This window comes from Bradyrhizobium sp. 1 (assembly GCF_023073315.1).
GTDB lineage: Bacteria > Pseudomonadota > Alphaproteobacteria > Rhizobiales > Xanthobacteraceae > Bradyrhizobium.
Window position 1 is genome coordinate 234,329 of record NZ_JADPJH010000033.1, and the last position, 26,059, is coordinate 260,387.

The 26,059-nt window shown below is 64.1% G+C and carries 25 protein-coding genes; 12 read left to right on the forward strand and 13 right to left on the reverse strand.

Annotation, left to right across the window (positions count from 1 at the left end):
• Positions 1-100: 100 nt before the first annotated feature.
• Entirely contained in the window at positions 101-583 is a 483-nt protein-coding gene (locus IVB29_RS26150; protein ID WP_247506280.1) for a (2Fe-2S)-binding protein, read from the forward strand.
• On the forward strand, positions 583-4,095 hold the full coding sequence (locus IVB29_RS26155) for a molybdopterin cofactor-binding domain-containing protein (RefSeq protein ID WP_247506281.1): 3,513 nt from the start codon (positions 583-585) through the stop codon (positions 4,093-4,095). Before IVB29_RS26150 ends, IVB29_RS26155 begins: the two co-directional genes overlap by 1 nt.
• 54 nt (positions 4,096-4,149) lie before the next feature.
• Here the strand turns inward: IVB29_RS26155 and IVB29_RS26160 are convergent, their stop codons facing one another.
• On the reverse strand, positions 4,150-5,118 hold the full coding sequence (locus IVB29_RS26160) for a catechol 2,3-dioxygenase (protein ID WP_247506282.1): 969 nt from the start codon (positions 5,116-5,118) through the stop codon (positions 4,150-4,152).
• Between the two features lie 362 nt (positions 5,119-5,480).
• Here IVB29_RS26160 and IVB29_RS26165 point away from each other — a divergent pair, with 362 nt between their 5' ends.
• Positions 5,481-7,220, forward strand: a complete 1,740-nt coding sequence (locus tag IVB29_RS26165) for a DUF87 domain-containing protein (RefSeq protein ID WP_247506283.1) — start codon at positions 5,481-5,483, stop codon at positions 7,218-7,220.
• Positions 7,221-7,433: 213 nt separating this feature from the next.
• Positions 7,434-8,015, forward strand: coding sequence for a peroxidase-related enzyme (locus IVB29_RS26170; RefSeq protein ID WP_247506284.1), 582 nt, complete (start codon positions 7,434-7,436; stop codon positions 8,013-8,015).
• Positions 8,016-8,075: 60 nt separating this feature from the next.
• Here IVB29_RS26170 and IVB29_RS26175 read toward each other — a convergent pair whose 3' ends face one another.
• The gene (locus IVB29_RS26175) at positions 8,076-8,243 is read right to left on the reverse strand and encodes a hypothetical protein (RefSeq protein WP_247506285.1); all 168 of its coding nucleotides are present in this window, start codon (positions 8,241-8,243) and stop codon (positions 8,076-8,078) included.
• Positions 8,244-8,417: 174 nt separating this feature from the next.
• Entirely contained in the window at positions 8,418-8,561 is a 144-nt protein-coding gene (locus IVB29_RS26180; protein WP_247506286.1) for a hypothetical protein, read from the reverse strand.
• A gap of 277 nt (positions 8,562-8,838) precedes the next feature.
• Between IVB29_RS26180 and IVB29_RS26185 the strand changes: the two genes are divergently transcribed.
• Complete coding sequence (locus IVB29_RS26185; RefSeq protein WP_247506287.1) at positions 8,839-8,994, forward strand: hypothetical protein; 156 nt, start codon at positions 8,839-8,841, stop codon at positions 8,992-8,994.
• 16 nt (positions 8,995-9,010) lie between these two features.
• On the opposite strand, the gene IVB29_RS26190 is transcribed toward IVB29_RS26185, so the two are convergent.
• Complete coding sequence (locus IVB29_RS26190) at positions 9,011-9,640, reverse strand: ParB-like protein (protein ID WP_247506288.1); 630 nt, start codon at positions 9,638-9,640, stop codon at positions 9,011-9,013.
• A gap of 311 nt (positions 9,641-9,951) precedes the next feature.
• Between IVB29_RS26190 and IVB29_RS26195 the strand changes: the two genes are divergently transcribed.
• From IVB29_RS26195 to IVB29_RS26220, 6 genes are all read left to right on the forward strand, one after another.
• Positions 9,952-10,299, forward strand: coding sequence for a hypothetical protein (locus IVB29_RS26195; protein WP_247506289.1), 348 nt, complete (start codon positions 9,952-9,954; stop codon positions 10,297-10,299).
• Between the two features lie 220 nt (positions 10,300-10,519).
• Complete coding sequence (locus IVB29_RS26200) at positions 10,520-10,807, forward strand: acyl carrier protein (protein ID WP_092025034.1); 288 nt, start codon at positions 10,520-10,522, stop codon at positions 10,805-10,807.
• A 10-nt stretch (positions 10,808-10,817) separates the two neighbouring features.
• Entirely contained in the window at positions 10,818-11,288 is a 471-nt protein-coding gene (locus IVB29_RS26205) for a 3-hydroxyacyl-ACP dehydratase FabZ family protein (protein ID WP_247506290.1), read from the forward strand.
• Complete coding sequence (locus IVB29_RS26210) at positions 11,285-12,490, forward strand: beta-ketoacyl-ACP synthase (RefSeq protein ID WP_247506291.1); 1,206 nt, start codon at positions 11,285-11,287, stop codon at positions 12,488-12,490. The genes IVB29_RS26205 and IVB29_RS26210 overlap by 4 nt, the downstream gene beginning before the upstream one ends.
• A gap of 18 nt (positions 12,491-12,508) precedes the next feature.
• Entirely contained in the window at positions 12,509-13,786 is a 1,278-nt protein-coding gene (locus IVB29_RS26215; RefSeq protein WP_247506292.1) for a beta-ketoacyl-ACP synthase, read from the forward strand.
• Between the two features lie 8 nt (positions 13,787-13,794).
• On the forward strand, positions 13,795-14,727 hold the full coding sequence (locus tag IVB29_RS26220; RefSeq protein ID WP_247506294.1) for a lipid A biosynthesis lauroyl acyltransferase: 933 nt from the start codon (positions 13,795-13,797) through the stop codon (positions 14,725-14,727).
• A 110-nt stretch (positions 14,728-14,837) separates the two neighbouring features.
• Here IVB29_RS26220 and IVB29_RS26225 read toward each other — a convergent pair whose 3' ends face one another.
• From IVB29_RS26225 to IVB29_RS26255, 7 genes are all read right to left on the reverse strand, one after another.
• A complete protein-coding gene (locus IVB29_RS26225) occupies positions 14,838-15,950 on the reverse strand; it encodes a polyamine ABC transporter substrate-binding protein (RefSeq protein WP_247506296.1) in 1,113 nt (370 codons plus the stop codon).
• 6 nt (positions 15,951-15,956) lie between these two features.
• Positions 15,957-17,135: an aminotransferase gene (locus IVB29_RS26230; RefSeq protein ID WP_247506297.1), complete on the reverse strand. Its 1,179-nt coding sequence runs from the start codon at positions 17,133-17,135 to the stop codon at positions 15,957-15,959.
• Between the two features lie 8 nt (positions 17,136-17,143).
• Positions 17,144-17,467 (reverse strand): rhodanese-like domain-containing protein, encoded by a 324-nt coding sequence (locus IVB29_RS26235; protein WP_247506299.1) that lies wholly within the window; start codon positions 17,465-17,467, stop codon positions 17,144-17,146.
• A gap of 159 nt (positions 17,468-17,626) precedes the next feature.
• Positions 17,627-19,555 (reverse strand): potassium transporter Kup, encoded by a 1,929-nt coding sequence (locus tag IVB29_RS26240; RefSeq protein ID WP_247506301.1) that lies wholly within the window; start codon positions 19,553-19,555, stop codon positions 17,627-17,629.
• Positions 19,556-19,696: 141 nt separating this feature from the next.
• On the reverse strand, positions 19,697-21,601 hold the full coding sequence (locus IVB29_RS26245) for a potassium transporter Kup (RefSeq protein WP_247506302.1): 1,905 nt from the start codon (positions 21,599-21,601) through the stop codon (positions 19,697-19,699).
• A gap of 181 nt (positions 21,602-21,782) precedes the next feature.
• On the reverse strand, positions 21,783-22,610 hold the full coding sequence (locus IVB29_RS26250) for a flagellar motor protein MotB (RefSeq protein WP_247506304.1): 828 nt from the start codon (positions 22,608-22,610) through the stop codon (positions 21,783-21,785).
• Positions 22,611-22,633: 23 nt separating this feature from the next.
• Positions 22,634-23,407 (reverse strand): MotA/TolQ/ExbB proton channel family protein, encoded by a 774-nt coding sequence (locus IVB29_RS26255; protein WP_247506305.1) that lies wholly within the window; start codon positions 23,405-23,407, stop codon positions 22,634-22,636.
• A 534-nt stretch (positions 23,408-23,941) separates the two neighbouring features.
• On the opposite strand from IVB29_RS26255, the gene IVB29_RS26260 reads away from it, so the two are divergent.
• The gene (locus IVB29_RS26260; RefSeq protein ID WP_247506306.1) at positions 23,942-24,781 is read left to right on the forward strand and encodes a metallophosphoesterase; all 840 of its coding nucleotides are present in this window, start codon (positions 23,942-23,944) and stop codon (positions 24,779-24,781) included.
• Positions 24,782-25,334: 553 nt separating this feature from the next.
• Here IVB29_RS26260 and IVB29_RS26265 read toward each other — a convergent pair.
• Positions 25,335-25,838, reverse strand: a complete 504-nt coding sequence (locus IVB29_RS26265) for a hypothetical protein (protein WP_247506307.1) — start codon at positions 25,836-25,838, stop codon at positions 25,335-25,337.
• Positions 25,835-26,044 (reverse strand): hypothetical protein, encoded by a 210-nt coding sequence (locus IVB29_RS26270; RefSeq protein WP_247506308.1) that lies wholly within the window; start codon positions 26,042-26,044, stop codon positions 25,835-25,837. The genes IVB29_RS26265 and IVB29_RS26270 overlap by 4 nt, the downstream gene beginning before the upstream one ends.
• Positions 26,045-26,059: the final 15 nt, after the last annotated feature.

Genomic DNA, 26,059 nt, shown 5'->3' on the forward strand with positions numbered 1-26,059 from the left:
CGCGTTGCAGTGCGGCATGCACGGCTTGCACGTTTGTGTACAAACGGTATCGTCGCGACGTAGATTTTGAGATGAGTTGATCGAGCGCTTGGGAAAGAGGATGATTCAGACACCGATCCGCCTCACCGTAAACGGCAGGATCCACGAGGTCATGGCGGCGCGCGAGACGCCGCTGCTCTACGTGCTGCGCAACGACCTCGCGCTCAACGGCCCGAAATACGGATGCGGCCTGGGTGAATGCGGCACCTGCACTGTCCTGATTGACGGCATGGCGGCGCGCGCCTGCGTCGTTCCGATCAGCGGCTGCGCCGGGCGCGACATCGTGACGCTCGAAGGGCTCGGCACCCGCGACAAGCCTGATGTGGTGCAGCAGGCCTTCATCGCGGAGCAGGCCGCGCAATGCGGCTATTGCCTCAACGGCATGATCATGACCACCAAGGCGCTGCTCGCGATCAACCCGCAGCCTTCAGAGCAGGAGGCGCTCGCTGCGCTGCGCTACAATCTCTGCCGCTGCGGCACGCATGTCGAAATCCTTCGCGCGGTGATGCGCGCATCGGGTCAACTCGCCGGGGCCAGTGATTGATGGCCTCCCCTGTTTCGAACGGAGCTGAGCGGGGCTCGCTCGTCGTCGTCCGCACCGTGGACGAGGTCACATCTGAAACATTCGTCCGCATTACCGCGGACGGCACGGTGAACGCCTATAACGGTCATGTCGATCTCGGCACCGGCATCCGCACGGCACTCGGCCAGATCGTCGCCGAAGAGCTCGACGTGTCCTTTGCGCGCGTCGTTGTCGTACTCGGCGACACCTCCGTGGTGCCGAACCAGGGCGCGACCATCGCGAGCGAAACCATCCAGATCACCGCCGTTCCCCTGCGCAAGGCCGCAGCCCAGGCGCGGCACTTCCTGATCGCGCGTGCGGCCGAGCGGCTTGAGCTGCCGGCCGACGAGCTCACAATCGAAGACGGGCTTGTCCGGAGCCATAATCGCAGCGTCAGCTATGGCGAGCTGATCGGCGGCGAGACCATCCGCCTCGAGCTTGCTGACGACGTGCAGGTCAAGGCCGTCGGCGATTACGCCATCGTCGGCCAATCGATGCCGCGCGTTGACCTGCCCGCCAAGGCCACGGGCGAATTGACCTTCGTGCACGACGTCCGGCTATCAGGCATGCTGCACGGCCGCGTGGTGCGTCCGCCCTATGCCGGCGTCGATGCCGGCCCATTCGTCGGCACCAGCCTGATCGCGGTCGACGAATCCTCGGTGCGCGACATTCCCGGCATGGTTGCCGTCGTGCGGATCGGCGATTTCGTCGGCGTGGTCGCCGAGCGCGAAGAGAATGCAATCCGGGCGGCGGAGCAGCTCGCAGTGAGCTGGAAACCGACGCCCACGCTCGCCGATCTCGCCGATGTCGAGAAAGCACTGCGCGCCCATCCGTCGACGCCGCGCACGCTGATCGACAAGGGCGATGTCGATGCCGCGATATCAGGTGCGGCCCAGCCGATGCAGCGCACGTATGTCTGGCCTTACCAGATGCACGCCTCGATCGGCCCGTCCTGCGCCGTCGCCGATTTCCAGGACGGCAACGTCCGCGTCTGGTCGGGCACGCAGAACCCGCATGTGCTGCGCAGCGATCTCGCGCTGCTGATCGAGCGTCCCGAGAGCGAAGTCGAGGTCATCAGGCTGGAGGCCGCCGGCTGCTACGGCCGCAACTGCGCCGACGACGTCAGCGCGGATGCGCTGCTGCTGTCCCGCGCGGTCGGCCGGCCCGTGCGGGTGCAGCTGACGCGCGAGCAGGAGCACGCCTGGGAGCCCAAGGGCGCGGCGCAGCTCATCGACGTCAATGGCGGCCTTGATGCCGATGGCGGCATTGCCGGTTACGATCTCGCCACGCGCTATCCGTCGAATGCCGCACCGACGCTCGCGCTGTTGCTCACCGGGCGCATTTCGTCCGAGCCCGACGTGCTCCAGATGGGCGACCGCACCGCGATCCCGCCCTACGATTACGACCACATGCGCGTCGTCGCCCATGACATGGCGCCGATCGTGCGCGCGTCATGGTTTCGCGGCGTCTCGGCGCTGCCGAACACCTTTGCGCATGAATCCTATATCGACGAGGCCGCGACCGAGGCCGGCGTCGATCCCATCGCATATCGCCTGCGTTACCTGAAGGACCAGCGCGCAATCGACCTCGTCAACGCAGTCGCCGAACGCGCCGGCTGGACCCCGCGGCCGGTGCGCGAGGAGAAGGACGACGACATCGTGCACGGGCGCGGCTTTGCCTATGCGCTCTACGTACACAGCAAATTCCCGGGCTACGGCGCAGCATGGTCAGCCTGGGTCGCCGATGTCGCGGTGAACAAGACCACCGGCGATGTCAGCGTAACGCGTGTCGTCGCGGGGCAGGATTCCGGATTGATGATCAATCCTGACGGCGTGCGCCATCAGATCCAGGGCAACGTCATCCAGTCCACCAGCCGCGCGCTGATGGAGGAGGTCTCGTTCGAGCGCGGCGCGGTGGCCGCGCGCGAATGGGGCGCCTATCCCATCATCCCCTTCGCCGATGTGCCCAAGATCGACGTCTTGCTGCTGCCGCGGCCGGACCAGCCGCCGCTCGGCGTCGGCGAGTCCGCCTCGGTGCCGAGCGCAGCCGCAATTGCCAATGCGATCTTCGATGCCACCGGTGTGCGCTTCCGCGAGCCGCCGTTCACGCCCGAGCGCATCCTCAAGGGCTTGCACGGCGAAGCGTCGCCCGTGCCGCAGGCCCTGCCCGCACCCGCGAAGCGGCCTGCGGTCCGCATCTGGGAGAATCCCTTCGCCAAACGCGCCGGCATTGTCGCGACAATCGCGGCCATCTGCACCGCAGCGGTCGGGATCGGCGCAGCGCTCATGCCCGGGCGCGCCATCGCGCCGATCGCGCGGCCCGATGCATCGGTCTATTCCGCGGCGACAATCGCGCGCGGAGAGCTGCTCGCGGCGCTCGGCAATTGCGCGGAGTGCCACACCAGCCTCAGGGGCGTGCTCAACGCCGGCGGCCGGGCGCTCGAAACACCGTTCGGCACGATCTATTCGACCAACATCACGCCTGACGTCGAGACCGGCATCGGCGCCTGGTCCTATCCCGCCTTCGAGCGCGCGATGCGCGACGGACTGCATCGCGACGGACGGCAGCTCTATCCCGCCTTCCCCTACACGCATTTTGCGAAGACTGACGATGCGGACATGCAGGCGCTGTACGCCTACCTGATGGCGCAGCCCGCGGTGCGCGCAACGACGCCCGCGAACACGCTCGCCTTCCCGTTCAACATCCGCCCGCTGCTCGCCGGCTGGAATGCGCTGTTCCACCAGACGAGAGAGTTCAAGCCAGATCCGGCAAAGTCGGAGCTTTGGAACCGCGGCGCCTATCTGGTCGAAGGGCTCGGCCATTGCAGCGGCTGCCATTCGCCGCGCAATGCGCTCGGCGCCGAGCAGCGCCAGGCCTATCTGGCCGGCGGCTTTGCCGAAGGCTGGGAGGCGCCGCCGCTGACCTCGCGCTCGCATGCGCCGGTCCCTTGGAGCGAGGACGAACTGTTTGCTTATTTGCGCACCGGCCATTCGCGCTATCACGGCGTCGCCGCCGGCCCGATGGCGCCTGTTGTCAGGGATCTCGCGGCGCTCCCCGATCACGACATCCGCGCGATGGCCGTCTATCTCAACTCGTTCAACGACGATGCGGCCGATGCGCCCTCGCTGGCCGCGAAGCTCGAAGCTGCGACCCAAGTCACCGTCGCCTCGTCGACCGGCGCGCGGCTCTATCAGGGCGCCTGCGCCGTCTGCCACGAGGTTGGCGGTCTGCCGCTGTTCGGCAGCCGCCCCTCCCTCGCGCTCAACAGCAATCTGCATAGCGCGACGTCGGACAATCTCGTGCAGGTGATCCTGCACGGCATCACTGATCCCGTGTCGAGCGACCTCGGCTACATGCCCGCATTCAGGAACAGCATGAGCGACACGCAGGTCGAGGAACTCGTCGGCTTCCTGCGCAAGCAGTTCGCACCGGACAAGCCGGCATGGACCGGCGTGCGCGAGACAGTCGCGCGCGCACGCCACTCAACCCGCTGATTTTTGGAGCATGACCTAATCGGAAAACCGCTTCACACTTTTCCCGGTCATGCTCTAGCCGTGCGTCTTCGCCTCCACCGGAGGCGTGCCGTGGGTGTGGAAGGACTCGATCGTCTTCAACCCCCAGGCCTGGCCCCTCTTGCGTTCCTCCTCGGTCCACACGATCGGCTTCCAGTCGGGTGCAAGGATGAGGCGCGCGCCGGCATTGGCGACCTCGACGCGGTTGCCGCCGGGCTCGTAGACATAGAGGAAGAAGGTCTGCTGGATTGCGTGCTTGTGCGGCCCGGTCTCGATGTGGATGCCGTTCTCCAGGAAGATGTCGGCGGCGCGCAAGATCTCCTCGCGGCTGTCGAGCGCGTAGGTGACGTGGTGGAAGCGGCCGGGCGTGCCGGAATGGTCGAGCGAATAGGCGAAGTCGTAGCTCTTGTTCGACATCGTCAGCCACATCGCGGCCTCGCGGCCGTCATTGAGCACGATCTGCTCGGTGAGGCGGCATCCCAGATAATTCTCGAAGAACTCGCGGTTGGCCTTGATATCGACGGCGAGGCAGTTGAGGTGATCGAGCCGGCGGACATTGACGCCGCGCGCGGGAAAGCGCTGCGCCTGGTTCTTCAACGCGGGCTTCAGCTCCGGCGGGGCCTGATACCATTCGGTCTCGTAATAGAGCTCGACGATGTGGCCATCGGGATCCCTGCAGCGGAAGGTCGGCCCCTGCCCCATGTCGCCGTCGATCCAGCCGATGTCGAAGCCCGAGCCTTTCAGCGCGGCGACGCGGCGCTCCAGCGCCTGCTGGCTGCGCGCGCGCAGCGCCATGTGCTCCATGCCTGAGGTCTTCGACGCCGTGAGCTTGAGCGAATAGCGTTCGTAATCGTCCCAGCCGCGCAAATAGACCGACTCGCCCTTCTGCCCGCTGACGGTCATGCCCATGACGTCGACGAAGAATTTCAGGCTCTCGTCCGGCTTCGGCGTCAGCAGTTCCATGTGGCCGAGATGGGCGAGATCGAAGATCGGTTCGGGCTGCATGGTTCCCTCCTGGGCATGGCAGGCGCAGGGCCCGCCTAATCATTTGTACTAATGTACAAATGATTAGGTCCCGTCAACAAAATGGCCCCCTCAGTCGGGAGAAGCATGCCGGCGACGATCCTCCGAACGGACGGGACCGGATGCTCGAATGGTAAAATCTTCCTTAAGCGCTTTCCGGCCCATTGGCCTAGAAAAGCAGCATTTTCCGGCTGATTTCGCCGACAAGTATGCATTGCGAACAACTCTATTAGCCGAATTGTCGCGGATTTAACAAAGCTCCCGCCCCTGCCGCTTAACAGTTTGTGCAGCCCGGGCTCGCATAGTCAGGGTTAAACTCCTCGCTCTTGCCAGGTTCATTCATTGTGACATCCTTTGGACGCGTGATTTCGGTTCGCGGATCGCTCGCCCGGGTCGGGCTTCTGGCGGAAAGCCAGATGCCGGTCTCGGAAGTCCGGGCCACCGTCGGCCGGTTCGTCAGCATCCGCTGCGCCAGCTCGATCATCGTCGCCATGATCACCGAGGTGTCCTGCGAAAACCTCTCGCGCAGCGACAATTTGATCGCGATCGCCTCGGTCGATCTGCTCGGCGAAATCCTCAATGCCGCCGGCAAGGCCAAATTCCAGCGCGGCGTTACCAACTATCCGACCATCGGCGATTCCGTCGACCTGATCACCAGCCAGGAGCTGCGCACGATCTACGCGCCGACGGGATCCGACCAGATCAATGTCGGCTTCCTGCAGCAGGACAGCTCCGTCGTCGCTTATGTCGATATCGAGGAAATGCTGTCCAAGCATTTTGCGGTGCTGGGATCGACCGGCGTCGGCAAATCGACCGGCGTGTCGCTGCTGCTCAACGAGATCCTGAAAGCGCGCCCGAACCTGCGCATTTTCCTGCTCGACGTGCACAACGAATATGGCCGCTGCTTCGGCGACCGCGCGCTGGTGCTCAACCCTCGGAACCTGAAGCTGCCGTTCTGGCTGTTCAATTTCGAGGAAATCGTCGACGTGCTGTTCGGCGGCCGCGCCGGCGTGCCCGAGGAGCTCGATGTGCTCGCCGAGGTGATCCCGATCGCCAAGGGCATCTACACGCAGTACCAGAACGCCGATCGCCTCGGCCTCAAGCGCATCGATCCCAAGCAGATCGGCTTCACCGTCGATACGCCGGTGCCGTACCGCCTGGTTGATTTGATCTCGCTGATCGACGAGCGCATGGGCAAGCTGGAAAACCGCTCCTCGCGCATCATCTATCACAAGCTGATCTCGCGCATCGAAGCGGTCCGCAACGACCCGCGCTACGCCTTCATGTTCGACAACGCCAATGTCGGCGGCGACACCATGGCCGAGGTGATCAGCCATCTGTTCCGCCTGCCCGCCAACGGCAAGCCGATGACGGTGATGCAGCTCGCGGGCTTCCCGGCCGAGGTCATCGATTCCGTCGTCTCGGTGCTGTGCCGCATGGCCTTCGACTTCGGCCTGTGGAGCGACGGCGTCTCGCCGATGCTGTTCGTTTGCGAAGAAGCCCACCGTTACGCCTCCGCCGACCGCAATGTCGGCTTCGGACCGACCCGCAAGGCGGTGTCGCGGATCGCCAAGGAAGGCCGCAAATACGGCGTCTATCTCGGCCTCATCACCCAACGCCCGGCCGAGCTCGACGCCACCATCATCTCCCAGTGCAACACGCTGTTCACGATGCGTCTTGCCAACGAACGCGACCAGGCGCTGCTGCGCGCCGCGGTCTCGGATGCTGCCGCGAATTTGCTGTCCTTCGTGCCCTCGCTCGGCACCCGCGAGGTGCTGGCGTTCGGCGAAGGCGTCGCGCTGCCGACCCGTCTGCGATTCAAGGAGGTGCCGCCGCATCAATTGCCGCGCGGCGAGGCCACCATCTCGAGCGTGCCGTCGGTTACGTCAGGCCACGACATGCATTTCGTCGGCGCGGTGCTCGAACGCTGGCGCGGTGCCACCTCGCAGCGCGACACGCCGAACGACCCGGTGTTCTCCGCGCCGCCGGCCAAGACGCTCGCCCCCGCCGAGACGCCGATGCTGCAGCCCTCGATGGGGCTCGACCCCGATCGCTTCTCGCTGTTGAAGAAGCCGCTGCGGTAAAATGCTCTCGTGTCCCGGACGCGCTGCAGTGTGCAACGCTGCTGCGCAAAGCCGGGACCCACGCTACGCGCACCACACTGTCGGAAACATGGGCCCCGGCTCTGCAGCGCACCGCCGAAGAGGCGCTGCGCCGCGGCCGGGCACGAGAGCGGCAGATTGAGCCCGCCGCTCGCATCGACTATGGTTCCCGCCCCCAAGCCGGAATCCATGCCCATGACAAAACCCGCCGCGCAACGCTTCGCCGCTCCCGCCCTCGATACGCTGCCCGACGACATCCGCACCCGCCTCCTGGCCGTGCAGGAAAAAAGCGGCTTCGTGCCGAACGTGTTCCTGACGCTGGCCTACCGCCCAGACGAGTTCCGCGCGTTCTTCGCCTATCACGACGCGCTGATGGAGAAGGACGGCGGCCTCAGCAAGGCCGAGCGCGAGATGATCGTGGTGGCGACCTCGGCGGCCAACCAGTGCCAGTATTGCGTGATCGCGCATGGCGCGATCCTGCGCATCCGCGCCAAGAACCCGCTGATTGCCGACCAGATCGCGGTGAACTATCGCAAGGCCGACATCACGCCGCGGCAAAAGGCGATGCTCGATTTCGCGATGAAGGTCTCGGCCGATGCGCAGCGCGTCTCGGAGGAGGATTTCACGGCGCTTGCGCCGCACGGCTTCAGCGACGACGACATCTGGGACATCGCCGCGATCTCCGCCTTCTTCGCGCTGTCGAACCGCCTCGCCAATTTCACGGGCATGCGGCCGAACGAGGAGTTCTATTTGATGGGACGCCTGCCCAAGAAGTGATCGGCGCCACCAGCGGGGGTCGGGCTCGTCCGCGCTCGAAGATTGGCCGTGACCGGCTGCTTACGTCTTTCGCCGCTGGCTCCAGAAACTTCCCACGCCAACGATGGCGGTGACGAGCAGAACGGCGACGAACGTCTGGATGATGGTGAAGTTCAGGGCATCACGCGCAACGAACAGCGCGGTGATGGCGCCCGCAGCGAGAAAGAGAATACGAAAGATCGCGCTCACGGTGAGGTCTCCGGGTGAGCATGACCCGAAGAGCCTGACGACTGACACACGCCGGTTCGGCAATCATGCCGGCGGACCTTAGCAGTCCGCATCCAAGCGGGTTTGCGGCAGATCAAGCCTCTCCGCGCCGGCGAAGTGACTTGACGCTGCCCGCGGCCGCGAAGCGCTCTGCAGCTACTGCTTACCCATCAACTCGAGCGCCGGGGCAAAACGCTCCGAGAATGTCAGCGTCTTGGCGTGATGAACCGCGGCGAACGATGCCGAGATTCCCACTGAAGCGACCGCGAGCAAGGCAATCACGAAAACCAGACGGCGCATGTCCGCCTCCTGTGTAAGCTCCACCACCCAATACAGATGGGACGGCTTTGTTTCAGGACAGTGTCGTCGGTGCGCAAAATGATTTCGCTCAAGCGCCTGTGATGAGATCCGGCTTATCAGGCCGCGCGCCGTAACCAACTAATACTGGTGTCGCCGTTGTTTTGCAGCGGGCGCGAGCCGCACCGGGAATCCAAGGCGCGCCATCACGATCGTAAATCGCAAGACGACCGCGACAAACGGCATCTGCTGAAGTGCGGAGTGATCAAGGACAGCTCAAATGAAAATCATCATCCGGAAGCTCAATGGTCTGTGGCACCTGATCGTCGGGGCAAGCCAGATCCGAACGCCGTTCCTGGAAACCCAGGACCGCGCGCTGGTCGTGACTTACGCCCGTCGCGCTTATCCCGGCGCCAAAATCTTCCAGCGCGACTGATGCGAGCGTTGCGCGCCTAATCGTCCTCCGCCGGGCCGCACCAGCCGGGCAGATAGATCGCATCCTTGCTCTTGGCCGCGGCCAAAGCCTTTTCGAGCGCCTTGTCGAAATTGGCATCCACTGCCTTGCGCGTCAGTTTTCGGCGCAGAAAGTCGGCCCACAGGAATTCGGAGAACGGCGTGGTGTCCTTGGCGAAGCCGCCCATGCGGCGAAGCTCGCCGGCGAGGCTCCGGAACGGATCGTCCTTGAGATCGACGACCGACTTCGGCAGATCGCGGAACGGACGCCGCTCGCCCTTGGCGTCGTAGGGATAGACCCAGCGCTTGTTGTCCATCACGCCCCAGAACGCCTCGCGCTCGACCATCCTGAGATCGCCGACGACGCTCACCAGCACCTGCTTGATGCCCTCGTCATGCAGCGCGCGACCGAGATGATGATGGTCGATTACGTAATAGCGCCCGTCAGGTCCGTAGACGACGGGGATCATGTGAGTGCCGAGCAGGTCGGATTGCTTCTTTTTGTCGTGCTCGCGCCAGCGCTTGCGCTTCTCCTTGACCTCGCGCATGCCGACCGTCATCTGCGTCGGCCGAAGCGACAGGATCGGAACCGGGTGCACTCTCGGTTCGCGCGCGTTGGTGGTGGTCATGGTCGAAGATCCCTCGCATCGTTGCACCGGCGGACCCGGTTCCCCAGACTAAGCCACGAGCACCGCGGCGGCAAAACGCGTTCGGTCGGGCGCGGATCACAAGCCGCTGTTCAGGGGTTCAGGGCGATGTCGATTGCTGCAACGCAACCCGCGAATTCCTGACGCCGGGGTGACGGCCGCGCACCGCGACCGTCAGCCCCCGTGAAAGATAGTGCCAAGGCGCAATGCACGTGCGCGTTGAGAAGATTTCCTGCAACGCTTTCACCACATATGCTATCTAAAAATCGCTGCTTCGGAGTGATCCTCACGCCATGAAAATCCAGCGGCCCATAAGCTCGGACGACGAGCATCGGGTGCTCCAGTTCAGGCCGCGCACCTCGCCTTCCCCGGCGGTCCACCGGGGCAGCGGCACTGTGCAGCCGTTGCGCATCGCACCCGAGCCCGAGCCGCTCGATCTGTCGCGCTACGAGCAGCCTCGCACCGAGCCGGACGAATTCCGCCACCGCATGCTCGCCAACATTGCTGCGCTCGCCTTCACCGTGGCGCTGACTGCGGTTGGAATCTGGCTCGCGGTCAGCATCGCCGACCTCAGGCGGACCCAGGATTGCGTGCTGATGGGCCGGCGCGACTGCGTGAAGATCGTGACGCCCCAGATCTAGGCCCGCCCTGCCCCGGTCCCCGTTCGAAGGCCCTGCCGGTGGCATCCCCAGCCCTGTCCTCCAGCCCGTCCGGCTCCATTGAACTCAGGGCGGCGCTCCGTTATACGGGCTCTCGACCCGGCCAGAGGGGGGTTTGAGGGCGTCATCCGGGCGCGATGCCCACCCACCGTTCTACTCTGGAAAATCTGACAAATACCCGCAATCTATCAAAGGCTTAGTGATGTCCACCACATTCGATCAGGTCGCTACGATCATCGCTGAAACCTGCGACATCCCGCGCGACACGATCACGCCGGATAGCCACGCCATCGATGACCTCGGCATCGACAGCCTCGATTTCCTCGATATCGCCTTTGCCATCGACAAGCAGTTCGGCATCAAGCTGCCGCTGGAAAAGTGGACCCAGGAGGTCAACGACGGCAAGGCGACCACGGAACAGTATTTCGTGCTGAAGAACCTGTGCGCGCGCATCGACGAACTGGTTGCCGCCAAGGGCGCGAGCGCCTGATCGGGCGATCATGCAACTCGAATACTTCCACATGATCGATCGCATCGTCGACCTCAAGGTCGACGAGAAGACGATCGTCGTCGAGGCCCTGGTCCCCAAGGAGAGCACCGTCTTCGAGGGGCACTTCCCGGGCTATCCGCTCATGCCTGGCGTGCTCCTGATCGAATCGATGGCGCAGGCCTCGGGCTTCCTCCTGCTTGGCGTCCTGAAGTTCGAGCGCATGCCGATTCTCGCCGCCGTGAAGGAAGCCAAGGTGCGCGGCTCGGTGTTTCCGGGCGACCTGATGACCCTTGAGGCCAGCGTGGCCCATGAGGGCTCGGGCTACGCCATGACAGAGGCCAAGATCCGGGTCGGCGGCAAGCTGCGCGCCAATTCGGCGCTCACCTTCACGCTGATTCCCTTCCCCAATGCGGATATGCGCGGATACATGACGAAAGTCGCCGAGCGCGTCGGCTTTCCGCTACAGGCCGTATCGCCATGACCGACACCCCTGCGAAGCCCGGCCAGACGGAAGTCTGGATCACCGGCATTGGTCTCGCCACATCGCTTGGCGAAGGCCTCGACGCCAACTGGGCGGCGCTTCAGGAGAAGCGCATCAATGTCGATGAGAAGGGCTTTGCGCCCTTCGTCGTGCATCCCCTGATGCCTGTGACCTTCGACAGCCAGATCCCGAAGAAGGGCGACCAGCGCCAGATGGAAGCCTGGCAGCGCATCGGCGTCTATGCCGCGGGCCTCGCGCTCGACTCGGCCGGCATCAAGGGCAACAAGGACATCCTGTCGAAGATCGACATGGTGGTGGCCGCCGGCGGCGGCGAGCGCGATCTCAACGTCGATACCGGCGTGCTCACCGCCGAGGCCAAGGGCGCCAATGCGCCGGGCTTCCTCAACGAGCGGCTGATGAGCGATCTCAGGCCGACGCTGTTCCTGGCCCAGCTCTCCAATCTGCTCGCCGGCAACATCGCCATCGTCAACGGCCTGGGCGGCACCTCGCGCACCTTCATGGGCGAAGAGGTTGCCGGTGCCGATGCCGCGCGCATCGCGCTGTCGCGCATCGCCTCGGGCGAGAGCGACATCGCGCTGGTCGGCGGCTCGCATAATGGCGAGCGCAAGGACCTCATGGTCCTCTACGAATTCGGCGACTTCAACCTCAAGGACAAGTTTGCACCCGTCTGGGCGCGCAAGGACCACGCCGGCTTCGCGCTCGGTTCGGCCGGCGCCTTCCTGGTGCTGGAATCAAAGGCCCACGCAGAAGCGCGCGGCGCCAAGCCTTACGCAAAGCTGTCGAGCGTGGTGACTGATCTCGCCCGACGCAAGCAGTCCGGCGACATGGAAGCGACGCTGGAGAAGCTTTGGGCGAAACTGCCCAAGCGCGAGGGCAAGGGCGCAATCATCTCGGGCGCGACTGGCGCCGAGCCCGCGACCTCGGAAGAGCACGGCTTCCTGAAGGGCCATGCCGACTTTCCGGTGCGCGCGACCGGCACGATGTTCGGCCACACCATGGAAACGCAATTTCCGCTCGGCCTTGCGCTGGCCGCGCTGTCGATCTCGCGCGGCGCGCTGTTCCCGCCGAACGATTCGACCGGGACCGAGATTGAAATGCAGGGAGCGCCCACCCAGATTGTGGTGGTGGGGGCCGGACACTGGCGCGGCGAAGGCATGGCGCTGGTCGAGGCTGTGAAGTAGTTCAAGCGGGGGATCGACATGACTGCACCACGCGACAAACTCGGGCGTCCCGTCGTCGTCGTCACCGGCATGGGCATCATGACCTCGCTCGGCAACGGCAAGGCCGACAATTGGGCGAAGCTCGTCGCCGGCGAATCCGGTATCCGCACCATCACGCGCTTTCCGGTCGATGGCCTGAGGACGACGATGGCCGGCACCGTTGATTTCGTCAGCGTCGATCCGTTCTCCTCCACCGGCCTGTCCGAGCGGATGGCCGAGCTGGTCACGGAGGAAGCGCTCGCGCAGGCCGGTATCGGCGCCAAGGCCGATTTCCCGGGCCCGCTCTTCCTGGCGGTCGCGCCGGTGGAAGTCGAATGGCCGCAGCGCCGCGAGCTCGGCCGCGCCGTCGGCGCGCAGGATTTCACCTATGACGATTTGCTGCGCATCTCCGGCGGCGGCAAATACAGCGCCTATCACCACCGCTTCATGTTCGGCTCGGTGGCAGCCCATCTCGCCGAGACCTTCGGCACCAAGGGCTCGCCGATCTCGCTGTCGACGGCCTGCGCCTCGGGCGCGACCTCGATCCAGCTCGGAGTCGAGGCGATCCGCCGCGGCGAGACTGACGCTGCGCTGTGCGTCGCGACCGACGGCACCGTGAATCCGGAAGCGCTGGTGCGCTTCTCGCTGCTCTCGGCGTTGTCGACCCAGAACGATCCGCCGCAGGCGGCCTCCCGCCCCTTCTCCAAGAACCGCGACGGCTTTGTCATGGCCGAAGGTGCCGGCGCGCTGGTGCTGGAAAGCTATGAAGCGGCAACCGCGCGCGGCGCAAAGATCCTCGGCGTCATCGCCGGCTGCGGCGAGCTCACCGATTCCTTCCATCGCACCCGCTCCTCGCCCGACGGCAAGCCGATCATCGGCTGCATGAACAAGACGCTGGCCGATGCCGGCATGACGCCGGACCAGATCGACCATATCAACGCGCACGGTACCGCCACGCCCGAGAACGACAAGATGGAGTACAACACGACATCGGCGGTGTTCGGCGATCTCGTCACGAAGATTCCGGTCACCTCCAACAAGTCGATGGTCGGCCACACCATCTCGGCCGCAGGCGCAGTCGAGGCGATCTTCTCGCTGCTCACGCTGGAGCATCAACGCATCCCGCCGACCATCAACTACGACAATCCGGATCCCACGATCCTGTTCGACGTCGTCGGCAACAAGGCGCGCGACGCCCGCGTCACCGCCGTGATGTCGAACTCGTTCGGCTTCGGCGGCCAGAACGCCTCGCTGATCCTGACCCGCGAACCGGCCTGACCGGACGCATGGCGCTGCTTCCTGCGAGCACGAAGGCCCGCGCGCGGGAGGCCGCCAAATCGATCGGGGGCGGCCTGATCGGTGCCGCCACCGTTGGCATGCTGCGCACCACGCGCTATTTCGATCCCGCCAAGACCGCCGATTTCTTCGCGCGCGTCACCAGGACGATCGGCCCGCGCCTGCGCGAGCACCGCATCGGCCGCGCCAATCTCACCGCGGCATTTCCCGAGAAGTCGCCGGAAGAGATCGAAGCCATCCTGATGGGCGTGTGGGACAATCTCGGCCGCGTCGGCGCCGAATTCGCCCATATGGACCACGTCTGGGATTACGACCGCGCGCATCCGGAGAACAGCCGGATCGAACTCCCGGCGCGCAGCATCGAGCTGTTCGACCACATCCGCGACGACGGCAAGCCGGCGCTGATCTTCGCCTCGCATCTCGCCAATTGGGAATTACCGGCGCTGGCTGCCGTCGCGCACGGGCTGGATGCCGCGATCCTCTACCGCCGGCCGAACATTGCGTCTGCCGACCGCATCATCCAGGAGATGCGCCAGGTCAACATGGGCACGCTGATCCCGGCGGGCCGCGATGCGCCGCTGCGGCTCGCGCAGGCGCTGAAGGACGGCAAGCACGTCGCCATGCTGGTCGACCAATATCTGACCGGCGGTGTCGAGGTCACCTTCTTCGGCCGCAAGACCCGCGCCAATCCGATGCTGGCGCGCCTCTTGCGCCAGGTCGATTGCCCCATCCACGGCGTCCGCATCATCCGCAAGCCCGGCGGCCGCTTCGCCGCGGAGCTGACCGAAGAGGTCCCGCCGGTGCGCGATGCCGACGGCAAGATCGACATCCAGGGCACGACGCAAGCGATCACCAACGTGGTGGAAGGCTGGGTACGCGAGCATCCCGAGCAGTGGCTCTGGCTGCACCGCAGGTGGCGGTAGCTCCCGCCGTCATTGCGAGCGCAGCGAAGCAATCCAGAATGCTTCCGCGGAAGCAGCCTGGATTGCTTCGTCGCTTCGCCCCTCGCAATGACGAGCGTCGGAAGCGGTTGTCACCGCCCCGTCTTCACCTTGGTCCAAAGCCGATTGATGACGCGCTGCGTCGCCGGCTCGCGGGCCGTGATGACGAACAGCTTTGCGAGCGTCGCCTCGTCCGGATAGATGTTCTTGTCGTTCAGGATCTTCGGATCGACCAGCTTCTGGCTGGCGAGGTTGCCGTTGGCATAGGACAGGAAGTCCGAGTTCTTGGCGGCAACATCAGGGCGGTAGAGATAGTTGATCAGCTCGTAGGCCTCTTTGACATTCTTCGCATCGGCGGGGATCGCAAGATTGTCGAAGAACATCTGCGCGCCCTCCTTCGGAATAGTGTAGCCGATCTCGATGCCGCTCTTGGCTTCGGCCGCACGGGCGCGGGCCTGCATGATGTCGCCGGACCAGCCGACCACGAAGCAGATCTCGCCGGTCGCGAGCGCGCTGAGATATTCGGACGAGTGAAATTTTCGCACGGACGGGCGGACCTTGGCGACGATGTCGGCGGCCTTCTCGAGGTCGGCCTGCTTGGTCGAGTTCGGATCGAGCCCGAGCCAGCTCAGCGCCGCCGGGAAGATGTCGTCGGCGGAATCAAGCATGTGCACGCCGCAATCCCTGAACTTGGCGAGGTTCTCCGGCTTGAAGACGATGTCCCAGCTGTCGATCTTGGCGTCCGGCCCGAGGATCTGCTTCACCTTGGCGACGTTGTAGCCGATGCCCGTCGTGCCCCACATGTAGTTCGCGGCGTAGACGTTGCCGGGATCGTAGGTCGCGAGGCGCTGCGTCACCACGGGCCACGCATTGCCAAGGTTCGGCAGCTTCGCCTTGTCGAGCTTCTGGAAGATGTTGGCTTTGATCTGGCGCTGGAGGAAATAGGCGGTGGGCACGACGACGTCGTAGCCGGACTTGCCGGCCATCAGACGCGTCTCCAGCGTCTCGTTGGCGTCAAAGGTGTCGTAGACCACCTTGATGCCGGTCTCCTTGGTGAAGGCCTCAAGGACGTCCGGCGCCATATAGTTGGACCAGTTGTAGAAGTTGACGACCCGCTCCTCGGCCCCTGCGGAGGCAGAGAGCAACGTCAGCGCCGCGGCAATTGCAGGACCGAGGCAAGACCTCGCGCGGCTGACGTTCGTCATCTCTGTCTACCTCTTGCGCCCGCGTACCGCGTCCGACAGCCGCTCCAGCGCGGTGTCGAGCGTCTCGTCCTTCTTGTTGAAGCAGAAGCGCACCACCGAGGTCACGGGGTCCTGCTCGTAGAAGGCCGAGACCGGGATCGCCGCGACCTTGTAGTCCTTCACGATCCGCCAGCAGAACTCGGTGTCGCTCTCGTTGAGCCCGAGCGGCGACAGGTCGACGGTGAGGAAGTAGGTGCCCTGCGACTTCAGCACGGGGAAGCCGAGGCTTTCGAGGCCCTTGGTCAGGCGGTCCCTGCTCCGCACCAGATCCTTGCGCATCGACAGGAAGTACTCGTCGGGCTTGCCGAGGCCGTAGGCGACGGCGGCCTGGAGGTTTGGCGCGGTGGTGAAGGTCAGGAACTGGTGCACCTTGGCGGCGACCCGCAGCAGCGACGGCGCGGCGCAGACGAAGCCGATCTTCCAGCCGGTCAGCGAGAAAATCTTGCCGGCCGAGCCGACTTTGATGGTGCGGTCACGCATGCCGGGAATGGTAATCAGCGGAATGTGCTTGTGCTCGTCGAACGTGACGTGCTCCCACACTTCGTCTGTGATCGCGATGACGTCGAACTCCTGGCAGTAGCGCGCCAGGAGCTCGAGATCCTCGCGCGGATAGACCACCGCGGAGGGATTCAGGGGATTGTTAAAGAGCACCGCCTTGGTCTTTGAATTGAAGACGCTTTTCAGCATGTCCTCATTCAGCCGCCAGTGCGGCGGCTCGAGCCGGACGAGACGCGGAATGCCGCCGGCCTGGCGGATGATCGGCAGATAGGAATCATAGACCGGCTGAAAACACACCACTTCGTCGCCGGGCTGGACCACCGCGAGGATCGCCGAGGTCAGCGCCTCGGTGCCGCCGGAGGTCACCATCACCTCGCTCATCGGATCGAGCTTGAGCCCGTGCCAGTGGCCGTAATGGGTCGCGATTGCCTGACGCAGTTCCGGGATGCCCATCATCGACGGATACTGGTTGTAGCCGTTCAGCGAGGCGTCAGCCGCAGCGCGGCGGATGTCCTCCGGGCCGGGATCGTCGGGAAAACCCTGCCCTAGATTGATGGCGTTGTTGTCGCGCGCGGCCTGCGACATCGCCTCGAAGATGGTGACGGGAAGGTCGGCGAAGACCTGGTTCAGGGACGAGCTTTTGGACATCGGGTGGATCAGCCGACCTTGCTGGGAAGACCCGCCGCCTTCCAGCCGAGCATGCCGCCGGCCAGATGCTTGTCGTACGGAAGCCCCGCCGCCTGCGCCGCGAGCGAGGCGGTCACCGAGCGTTTTCCGGAGCGGCAGGCGAAGACGACCTCTTTGCCCTGGGGATCGGGGATCGCCTTGGGATCGAAGGTCGAGAGCGGCACGACGACACCGTAGGGATAGGCCTCGGCCTCGACCTCGTTCGGCTCGCGCACGTCGACGAGCAGATAGCGACCTTCCGCGACGCCCTTGGAGACCTCGTCCGGGGTCAGATCCTGTACTCGATTTGCCACATCATCCTCCAACGTCGCGGGCCGCATGCCGGTACGATCCCGGCGGGCGGCAACCTCGCCTCTCAGCCAACGAAAATCAAGCGCTACAAAGGCTTGAGCTGGCTTGCGCAAGTTAAAGCTAAATCGCAGCGACTTGAAGTGGGGCTTTGGTTTCCCGGCCTAGATCGTGACCTGGGTGCCGACCTCGACCACGCGTCCACTGGGGATCTGGAAATAGTCGGTGGCGTCGTTGGCGGAGCGGCTGAGCGAGATGAACAGGCGGTCCTGCCAGCGCGGCATGCCGGAATGGGCGGCGGGTTTCAGCGCCCTTCGTGACAGGAAGAACGAGGTCGACATGATGTCGAACTGCCAGCCGAGCTTGCGGGCGATGGCGAGAGCCTTCGGCACGTTGGGCGATTCCATGAAGCCGAACTTCAGAGTCACCTTGGAGAAGGTCGGCGAGATCTGCTCCAGCTTCACCCGCTCGGCCGGATCGATGCGCGGGGTCTGCGCGGTCTCGATGGTGAGAATGACGTTCTTCTCGTGGAGCACTTTGTAGTGCTTCAGACTATGCATCAGCGCGGTCGGGGCGCTGAGCGGGTCCGAGGTCAGGAACACGGCGGTGCCGGGCACGCGCTGCGGCGGTCGCTTCTCCAGCATGGCCACGAGGTCGGCGAGCGGGAACTCGAGCTTGCGCGACTTCTCGAACAGCAGCCGGCTGCCGCGCCGCCACGTGTACATCAGCATGATCATGAGCGCGCCGAGCGCCAGCGGCACCCAGCCGCCCTCGAACACCTTGAGCAGATTGGCGGCGAGGAACGTCAGGTCGAGGCACAGGAACGGAATGATCAGGGCAGCCGCGGCGAACGGCGACCACCGCCACACCTTCCAGATCACGACAAAGCCCATCATCGCCGTGACCACCATGGTGCCGGTGACCGAGATGCCGTAGGCCGACGCGAGCGCGCTGGAGGAGCGGAACAGCAGCACCAACAGCACCACCGCGACCAGCAGCAGCTGGTTGATACGCGGGATGAAGATCTGGCCGGAATGGGCTTCGGAGGTATGACGAATTTCGAAGCGCGGCAGCAGCCCGAGCTGGATCGCCTGGCGCGTCAGCGAATAGGCGCCGGTGATGACGGCCTGGCTCGCGATCACGGTTGCGGCGGTCGCCAGCACGACCATGCAGCCGCGGAAAAAGCCTTGCGGGAAGAGCTGGAAGAACGGGCTGACGATCGCGCCGGGATCGCCGAGCACCAGCGCCCCCTGCCCCAGATAGTTCAGCGCCAGCGACGGCAGCACGATGAACAGCCAGGCGGTCTGGATCGGCCGCTTGCCGAAATGGCCGAGGTCGGCATAGAGCGCCTCGGCGCCGGTGACCGCCAGGAACACGGCGCCCAGCGTCACGAAGCCGATGATACCGTGATGGAACATGAAGGAGACGGCGTAGAGCGGGTTCAGCGCGTACAGCACCTGCGGCTGCTCGATGATCGGGTGGATCGCAGCGATCGCGATCACCGCGAACCAGACGCACATCACGGGACCGAAGAAGGCGGCGACGCGGGCGGTGCCGCGCGACTGCACCGCGAACAGGAAGACCAGGATGATCACGGTCAGCGGTACGACGTAGGGCTCGAAGTGCAGCGTGACGTCCTTCATGCCTTCGATCGCCGACAGCACCGAGAGCGCCGGGGTGATCACGGCATCGCCGTAGAACAAGGCGCCGGAGATGATGCCGAGCAGGACGATGGTCGCCCCGCCGGTGCCGACCGCGCGCTGCGCCAGCGCCATCAGCGCCAGCGTGCCGCCCTCGCCATTGTTGTCGGCGCGGAGCAGGATCACGACGTATTTGAGCGTCACCACGACGATGAGCGCCCACAGGATCAGCGAGACCACGCCGAGCACGGCCGCCGGCGTCGGCACCCCCTCCGCGCCCGAGGCGGCCATCACCGCCTCGCGGAACGCGTAGAGCGGGCTGGTACCGATATCGCCGTAGACGACGCCGATGCTGCCGAGCGTCAGCGCACCGAAACCGGCGGTGGTATGGGCATCGCCATGGCCATTGGCCGCCACCGTTTCCGGGACGGGAACTGCTATGTCACTTGTCATGGGAGAGCCTGATGGCCTCTAAAAATGCTTCACTGCACAACGGCGGAAGCGCGCGCGGCTTATAGGCCTGCGTTGCTGGCATAGCCTAGCCCGATTCTGGGCCATCGCTATGCAAAATTCGCATGGGTCCGCTGATTGCGTTCAAATGGTGACTTGGGTGCCGACTTCAACCACCCGGCCGGTCGGAATCTGGAAATAGTCGGTGGCATCATTGGCGGACCGGCTCAGCGCGATGAACAGATGGTCCTGCCACAGCGGCATGCCCGACTGCGCCGAGGCCTTCAGCGACCTTCGTGACACGAAGAACGACGTCGACATGATGTCGAACTGCCAGCCCTGCTTGCGCGCGATCGCGAGCGCCTTGGGCACATTCGGCTGCTCCATGTAGCCGAAGCGCAGCCGGACTTTTGAGAACTTTTCGCTGATCTTCTCCATGCGGAACCGCTCGGAGAGATCGACCCGCGGCGTATGCGCGGTCTCGATGGTCAGGACCACGTTGTGCTCGTGCAGTACCTTGTTGTGCTTGAGATTATGCAGCAGCGCGGTCGGCACGAAGGCGGGATCGCTGGTCAGGAACACCGCGGTGCCCTTGACGATGTGCGGCGGGCGCTTCTCGAGACTGCGGATCAGGTCGTCGAGCGGCACCTCGATCCGGCGCGTCTTCTGGAGCAGGATGCCGGTCCCCTTGCGCCAGGTCCAGATCGTCCCGGCCATGCCCGCGCCGAACAGCAGCGGCACCCAGGCGCCCTCGAGCAGCTTCAGGAGATTGGCGCTGAAGAAGCTCAGGTCGACGACGACGAAAGGCACGATCACGGCCGCGGCCGTCGCGGCGCGCCAATTCCACAACTTCCAGATCACGATGAAGCCCATGATGCCGTCGGCGACCATGGTGGTGGAAACCGCGATGCCGTAGGCCGACGCCAGGTTGCTGGGGGTGTGGAACAGCAGCACCAGCAGCATCACGCCGATCAGAAGCAACCGGTTGACGCGCGGCAGATAGATCTGGCCGGCATGAGTTTCAGAGGTGAAGCGCACCTCGAAGCGCGGCAACAGGCCGAGCTGCACCGCCTGATAGACCAGCGAATAGGCGCCGGTGATCACCGCCTGGCTCGCGATCACGGTCGCCGCGGTCGCAAGTCCGACCAGCGGCAGCACCAGATATTCGGGCACCATCCGGTAGAACGAATGCTCGATCGCGCTGGGATCGGACAGCACCAGCGCCCCTTGCCCGAAATAGTTGATCAGAAGCGAGGGCAGCACGAAGAACATCCAGGCGGACTGGATCGGTTTGCGGCCGAAATGACCGAGATCGGCATAGAGCGCCTCGCCGCCGGTCACCGCCAGGAACACGGCGCCCAGCGTCACCAGGCCGATGGTGCCGTGCGACAGCAGGAATTGCACCGCGTAATAGGGATTGATCGCAGCCAGCACCGACGGATCGTCGGCGATGTGAACGATGCCCGTCACCGCAAGAACGGTGAACCAGACCACCATCACCGGCCCGAAGGCCGTGGCCACCAGCGCCGTGCCCTTGCTCTGGACTGCGAACAGCAGCGCCAGGATGATGACGGTGAGCGGTACGACGTAGTGCTCGAAGGCGGGCGTCGCGAGCTTGAGGCCCTCGACCGCCGACAGCACCGAAATCGCCGGCGTGATCATGGAATCGCCGATGAACATGGAGGCGCCGACGACACCGAGCGCGAGCAGGAACCAGCTTCGCCGCCCGAGCGCGCGCTGGCCGAGCGCCATCAGCGAGAGCGTGCCGCCCTCCCCGTTATTGTCGGCGCGCAGCAGCAGCAGGACGTATTTGGCGGTGACGACGATAAGGAGCGCCCACAGGATCAGCGAGAGCACGCCGAGCACCATGACCCGCGAGACCGGCTGGCCATGGGCCGCGCCCCTGACAGCCTCGTGGAATGCGTAGAGCGGTGAGGTACCGATGTCGCCAAAGACGACGCCGATGCTCCCGAGCGTCAGGCCCCAGAAACCCGAGGTGGCCGGACCTTGCCCATCCTGAGCGTCGGTCGATGTGATGCTCGCCGTCATGTGAGATGAGAAACGCTTCTTCCCGAGAATTGATCCGGCGCCTTTTGACGGTTCCGGCGCGCCTGTCAATCGGCACGCCACCATAGCAGGCGGCGAGCCAGATGCTGTGACGGCGCAGCAACGGTCGTCGCCTGCGCGACGACATGCCTCAGGTAAGATGGTAGCGCAAGTGGCCTATTGCCTACGGCTTCAAATTCGGCGGCAGCGGCGGGTCTTCGCGCATCAGGGTGATGGTCACGCGCCGGTTGGCGGCAAGCGAGGGATCGTCCGGAAACAGCGGCTGGGTGTCCGACTTGCCGGAGACGGCGAAGATGTGGGAGGCCGGCAGGCCCTCCCGCTCGAGGATCTGGCGCACGGCGTTGGCCCGGTCGGCCGACAGATCGAAGGCGCCGTAGTCGCTGCGGGTCGGAACAAAGCCGGCCGCGGTATGGCCGGCGATGGAGACGCGCAGCGGCGTTGCCTTGAGCGGGATAGCGAGCTTCTCGATCAGGCGGCGGGTGCGATCGAACGGCACCTTGGAGCCGTCGGCGAACATCGAGCGGCCGTCCTGGTCGACGATCTCCAGGTTGAGGCCCTGCTTGGTCTCCTCGAACATGATGTGCTTGGACATCTCGGTCAGTTCGGGCATGTCCTGCAAGGCTTGGCGCAGCGAGGCGGCGGCGAGCGCAAAATTACGGTCGACCTTGATCCTGGCACCGGACGTCTTGTCGTGATCCTCCTGATCCGGCGTCGGCGTGTTGGAGGCATCCTCAGGCTGGATGTGATCGACGTTCTTCAGCCGCGCGCGCGTCGGCAGGCCGTCCGACTCGACGATGCCGGCATAGCGCGCTTCGCTCTGGACGCCGAAGGCGTCGCGCATCGAGCCTGCGACGATCTTCAACTTGTTGGCGTCCTGGGTAGAGAACGCGACCAGCATCACGAAAAACGCCAGCAGCAACGCCATCAGATCGGCAAACGTCACGAACCAGCCATGGCCGCCATGTGCTTCTTCGCGTTTCTTCTTTGCCATCGGTCAGATCCCGGCGTCCGGCGTTACGCCGGAACCGGCTCGCCTTCGGCGTGGCGGTGCTTCTCGGGCAGATAGGCCAGCAGCATTTCGCGCACCAAAGTCGGGCTCTTGGAGTCGCGGATCATCAGGATGCCGTCGATGATCAGCGTGCGGTTGGTTTCCTCGTCGATCAGCTTGCCGTGCAGCTTGTCGGCGATCGGCAGGCAGAGCAGGTTCGCGACCAGCGCACCGTAGAGAGTTGCCAGTAGCGCGGTCGCCATGAACGGGCCGAGCTTCGAGGGATCCGACATGTTCGAAAACATCTGCACCATGCCGATCAGGGTTCCGATCATGCCGAACGCAGGCGCGCAGTCGCCGACGGCGCGGTAGATCTTGCTGCCTTCGTTGAGGTGCATCAGGAAATTGTCGCGGTCGCGTTCCAGATTGTCCCTGATAAAATCGAGGTCGTAGCCGTCGGCGACGTAGCGAATGCCCTTGGCGAGGAACGGCTCGTCGGTCTCGACCTTTTCGAGGCCGACCGGGCCCTGCTTGCGGGCGATCTCGGCGATGCGGGCGAGTTCGTCGACGAGATCGTGTGCCGACAGCCGGCTCATCGTGAAGGCGAACTTCATGCCCAGCGGCACGCCGTGCGCAAGCACGGAGAGCGGAAAGCGGATCATGGTCGCTGCAGCCGAGCCGCCGAAGATGATGATCATCGCATGCTCGCTGATGAACATGTGCAGATCGCCGCCCAGCAGCACCATAGTCGTAACAACGGCCAAGCCGGCCAGAAGCCCGACGGTCGTCATGATGTCCATGGGAGACTCCAACGCGTAAGCAACAACGGCCGTCCTGGCCGATGGTGCGGCCCAACCCCGAACCGCATCGAAAACCCTAGAGCGCCGCCCTTAAAGCCGCGTAAAGGTTAAGTTGAGCCGGCGCGCCAGACCGACGCAGCGCGCGGAAAGAACGCCGGCTTTGCCGGCTGCCGACAGGAATCTCAACACTTCGCTAACCATGATTGCGGCGCGCTGAAGTCTCAGCGCAATATCCAGAGGAGCCATTGAAGATGCGACGGTCGTTTACCCAAGACTCCCTTCGCGGCTTGTTGGGCAGCATTGGCTTGGTGGCACCCACTCATCATCGGCGGGTTCGTAACGCATGATTCCGGCTCCCGGTTCGAGAATTTGAATCACGGGCATCCGACAAAATTGCATGCTCCCGGCCTTGGTGCCAAGCGGACATCGAACAGCTCACACCGCCGGAGCATCTGTCGAAAATGAACCATTGCCGCCTTCAACGGAAATCGCCATGCTCCGAGCCGATCACCGCAATGCAAGGTCATCAACTCCGTGAACGATTCTATCCCCGCGATTCTTCCACGCGGCAAAGGGCACCAGTTTGTCTTGTATGGCGACTCCTGTTCCGGCGTGCCGGGCGCATTGCACGAAAAGACCTTTGCCTCGGTCAACGCAGTCGTTCAACGCCTGAAACCACAGCCTGAATTTATTCTCTTTCCGGGCGATGAAATCATTGGCCTAACTCCGGATGCCGACGCTCTGCGCGCGCAGTGGCGATATTGGTTCGACACGGAAATGGCGTGGCTTGATCGTACCGCCATCCCCGTCTGGCACACGACCGGCAATCATACGACCTACGATCTGATGAGCGAGGCGGTATTCCGCACCCTGCTCGACTTGCCGAAGAACGGACCGCCAGGGCAAGCCGGTCTCTCCTACTTTGTGCGGCGCGAAGACCTTTTGATGGTATTCGTCAACACGCTCTGGAGCGGCCTCGGAGGTGAGGGCCATGTCGAGATCGACTGGCTAGAGGCAACGCTCAGGGCTCATGGCGACGCCCGACACAAGCTCGTCCTTGGCCATCATCCGGTGTTTCCCGTCAATGGCTTTACCGGCACTTATCAGCGCGAGATCGGCCACGAATACGCGCGTCCGTTCTGGGACGTTCTTGTGAACGAAAATGTCCTTGCTTACCTCTGCAGCCACATCCTTGCTTTCGATGTGCAGGCGCACAGCGGTGTCCTGCAGATCTGTACAGCAGGCGCTGGAACGGCTCACAGAATGCCGGAAGGCGTCGAATATCTGCATTGCGTGCAGGCCGCGCTTGACGAGCAAGGCCTGCGTTGTCAGGTGCTCGACATCGACGGCGCCGTAAGGGAGAGCCTGGAATGATCCCGATCCCACCCGGTGGATGCAACTGCCATGCGGAGCAGCGGAAGCGACGTTCCGTGGCCAAGTGCGGAGCGGATGTAGGATTGAGCTGCGACTGACGGGACAGAGCGCCACGACCGACGTCGCATCGGCGCAGACGATTTTTACGGCTTTCGCGCCCGGCTCGATCGCACCGTTCTGGCTGGGACTTCGGGGGCCGAAGCAGACTCTGACAATTATCGTCGGTCGTGATCCCGGGCGCAGCCCCTCTTATTGGTTTGGACCTGACCTTCCGGAAGGTGAGAGTTTCGACATCCACATCCTTATATATCCGGACCTTGGTCCTGGCGGTCTACTGTATCGCCACTACAACACTCCGCGTTGGTCGTCCTTCGACTCTGCGACTGCGCGAGGATTAGACCAGCTCTCCTGGCCCCGGCATTGGGCTATCGGTCATGGACAGGACGGCGGTGAAGACCGTCCGTTCAGAGGTGCAGCGCTGAATTTCCAGATCGCGCAAACAGAGGCTTGATGATCCCGAGTTCCGGCACGAGAGCGAACAGGACCGCCGCGTCTAGTTCAGGCCGACCTTGGGAATGGTCGCCTGCTTGAGCGGCTGCATGCCGGGAAGACTGAACAGCTGCGAGAAGGTCTGCTTGTCCTTCAGATAAAGCACCAGCGCCTTGTCCTCAGCGACCTGCTGGACGGAATAGACCTGCTCGATACGCTCGATCAGCTTCCTGTAGCCGGCCCCGTCGGCTGCGCTCGCCGCAAGAACGACAGCGTCGCGTTCGCTCAGCCGCTGGTCGCCATTCGTATCCTTGTCGACGATGACATAGAACGTGCCCACGGGCGTGCGCGCATCATCCGGCGAGGTCTTCATTCTGTTGAACATCGAATGGCTCTCGATGATCAACTGCCCCGCACCTTCAAACAGCCATCGGGACTCGCTTGTAGAGATGTTCAGAAACAGGAGGTTGACGACGTTGCGGTCCGAACGCTTCAGATACAGCGACCCCGATCCATAGGATTGCCCACGCATCAACGACACCTGGACGTAGGGCGTGCCGGAAATCACGCCAGGTGTTCCCAGCGAAACTCGTTCGAGACGGCTTCCTGTGCACCGACGTTGACCACGTTGGTGACTTGGCGCGGCCGCGCCTGATCGTAGATGAACGACGCGGCCACAAAGAGAATCAGCCCGATGAAGAAAACGGTTGCGCCCGCGATTGCGAACGCATTGAACCGCCACAGCCTCCTGAAGAAGCGATCACTGCTTCTCATGATTGCTTCTTCATT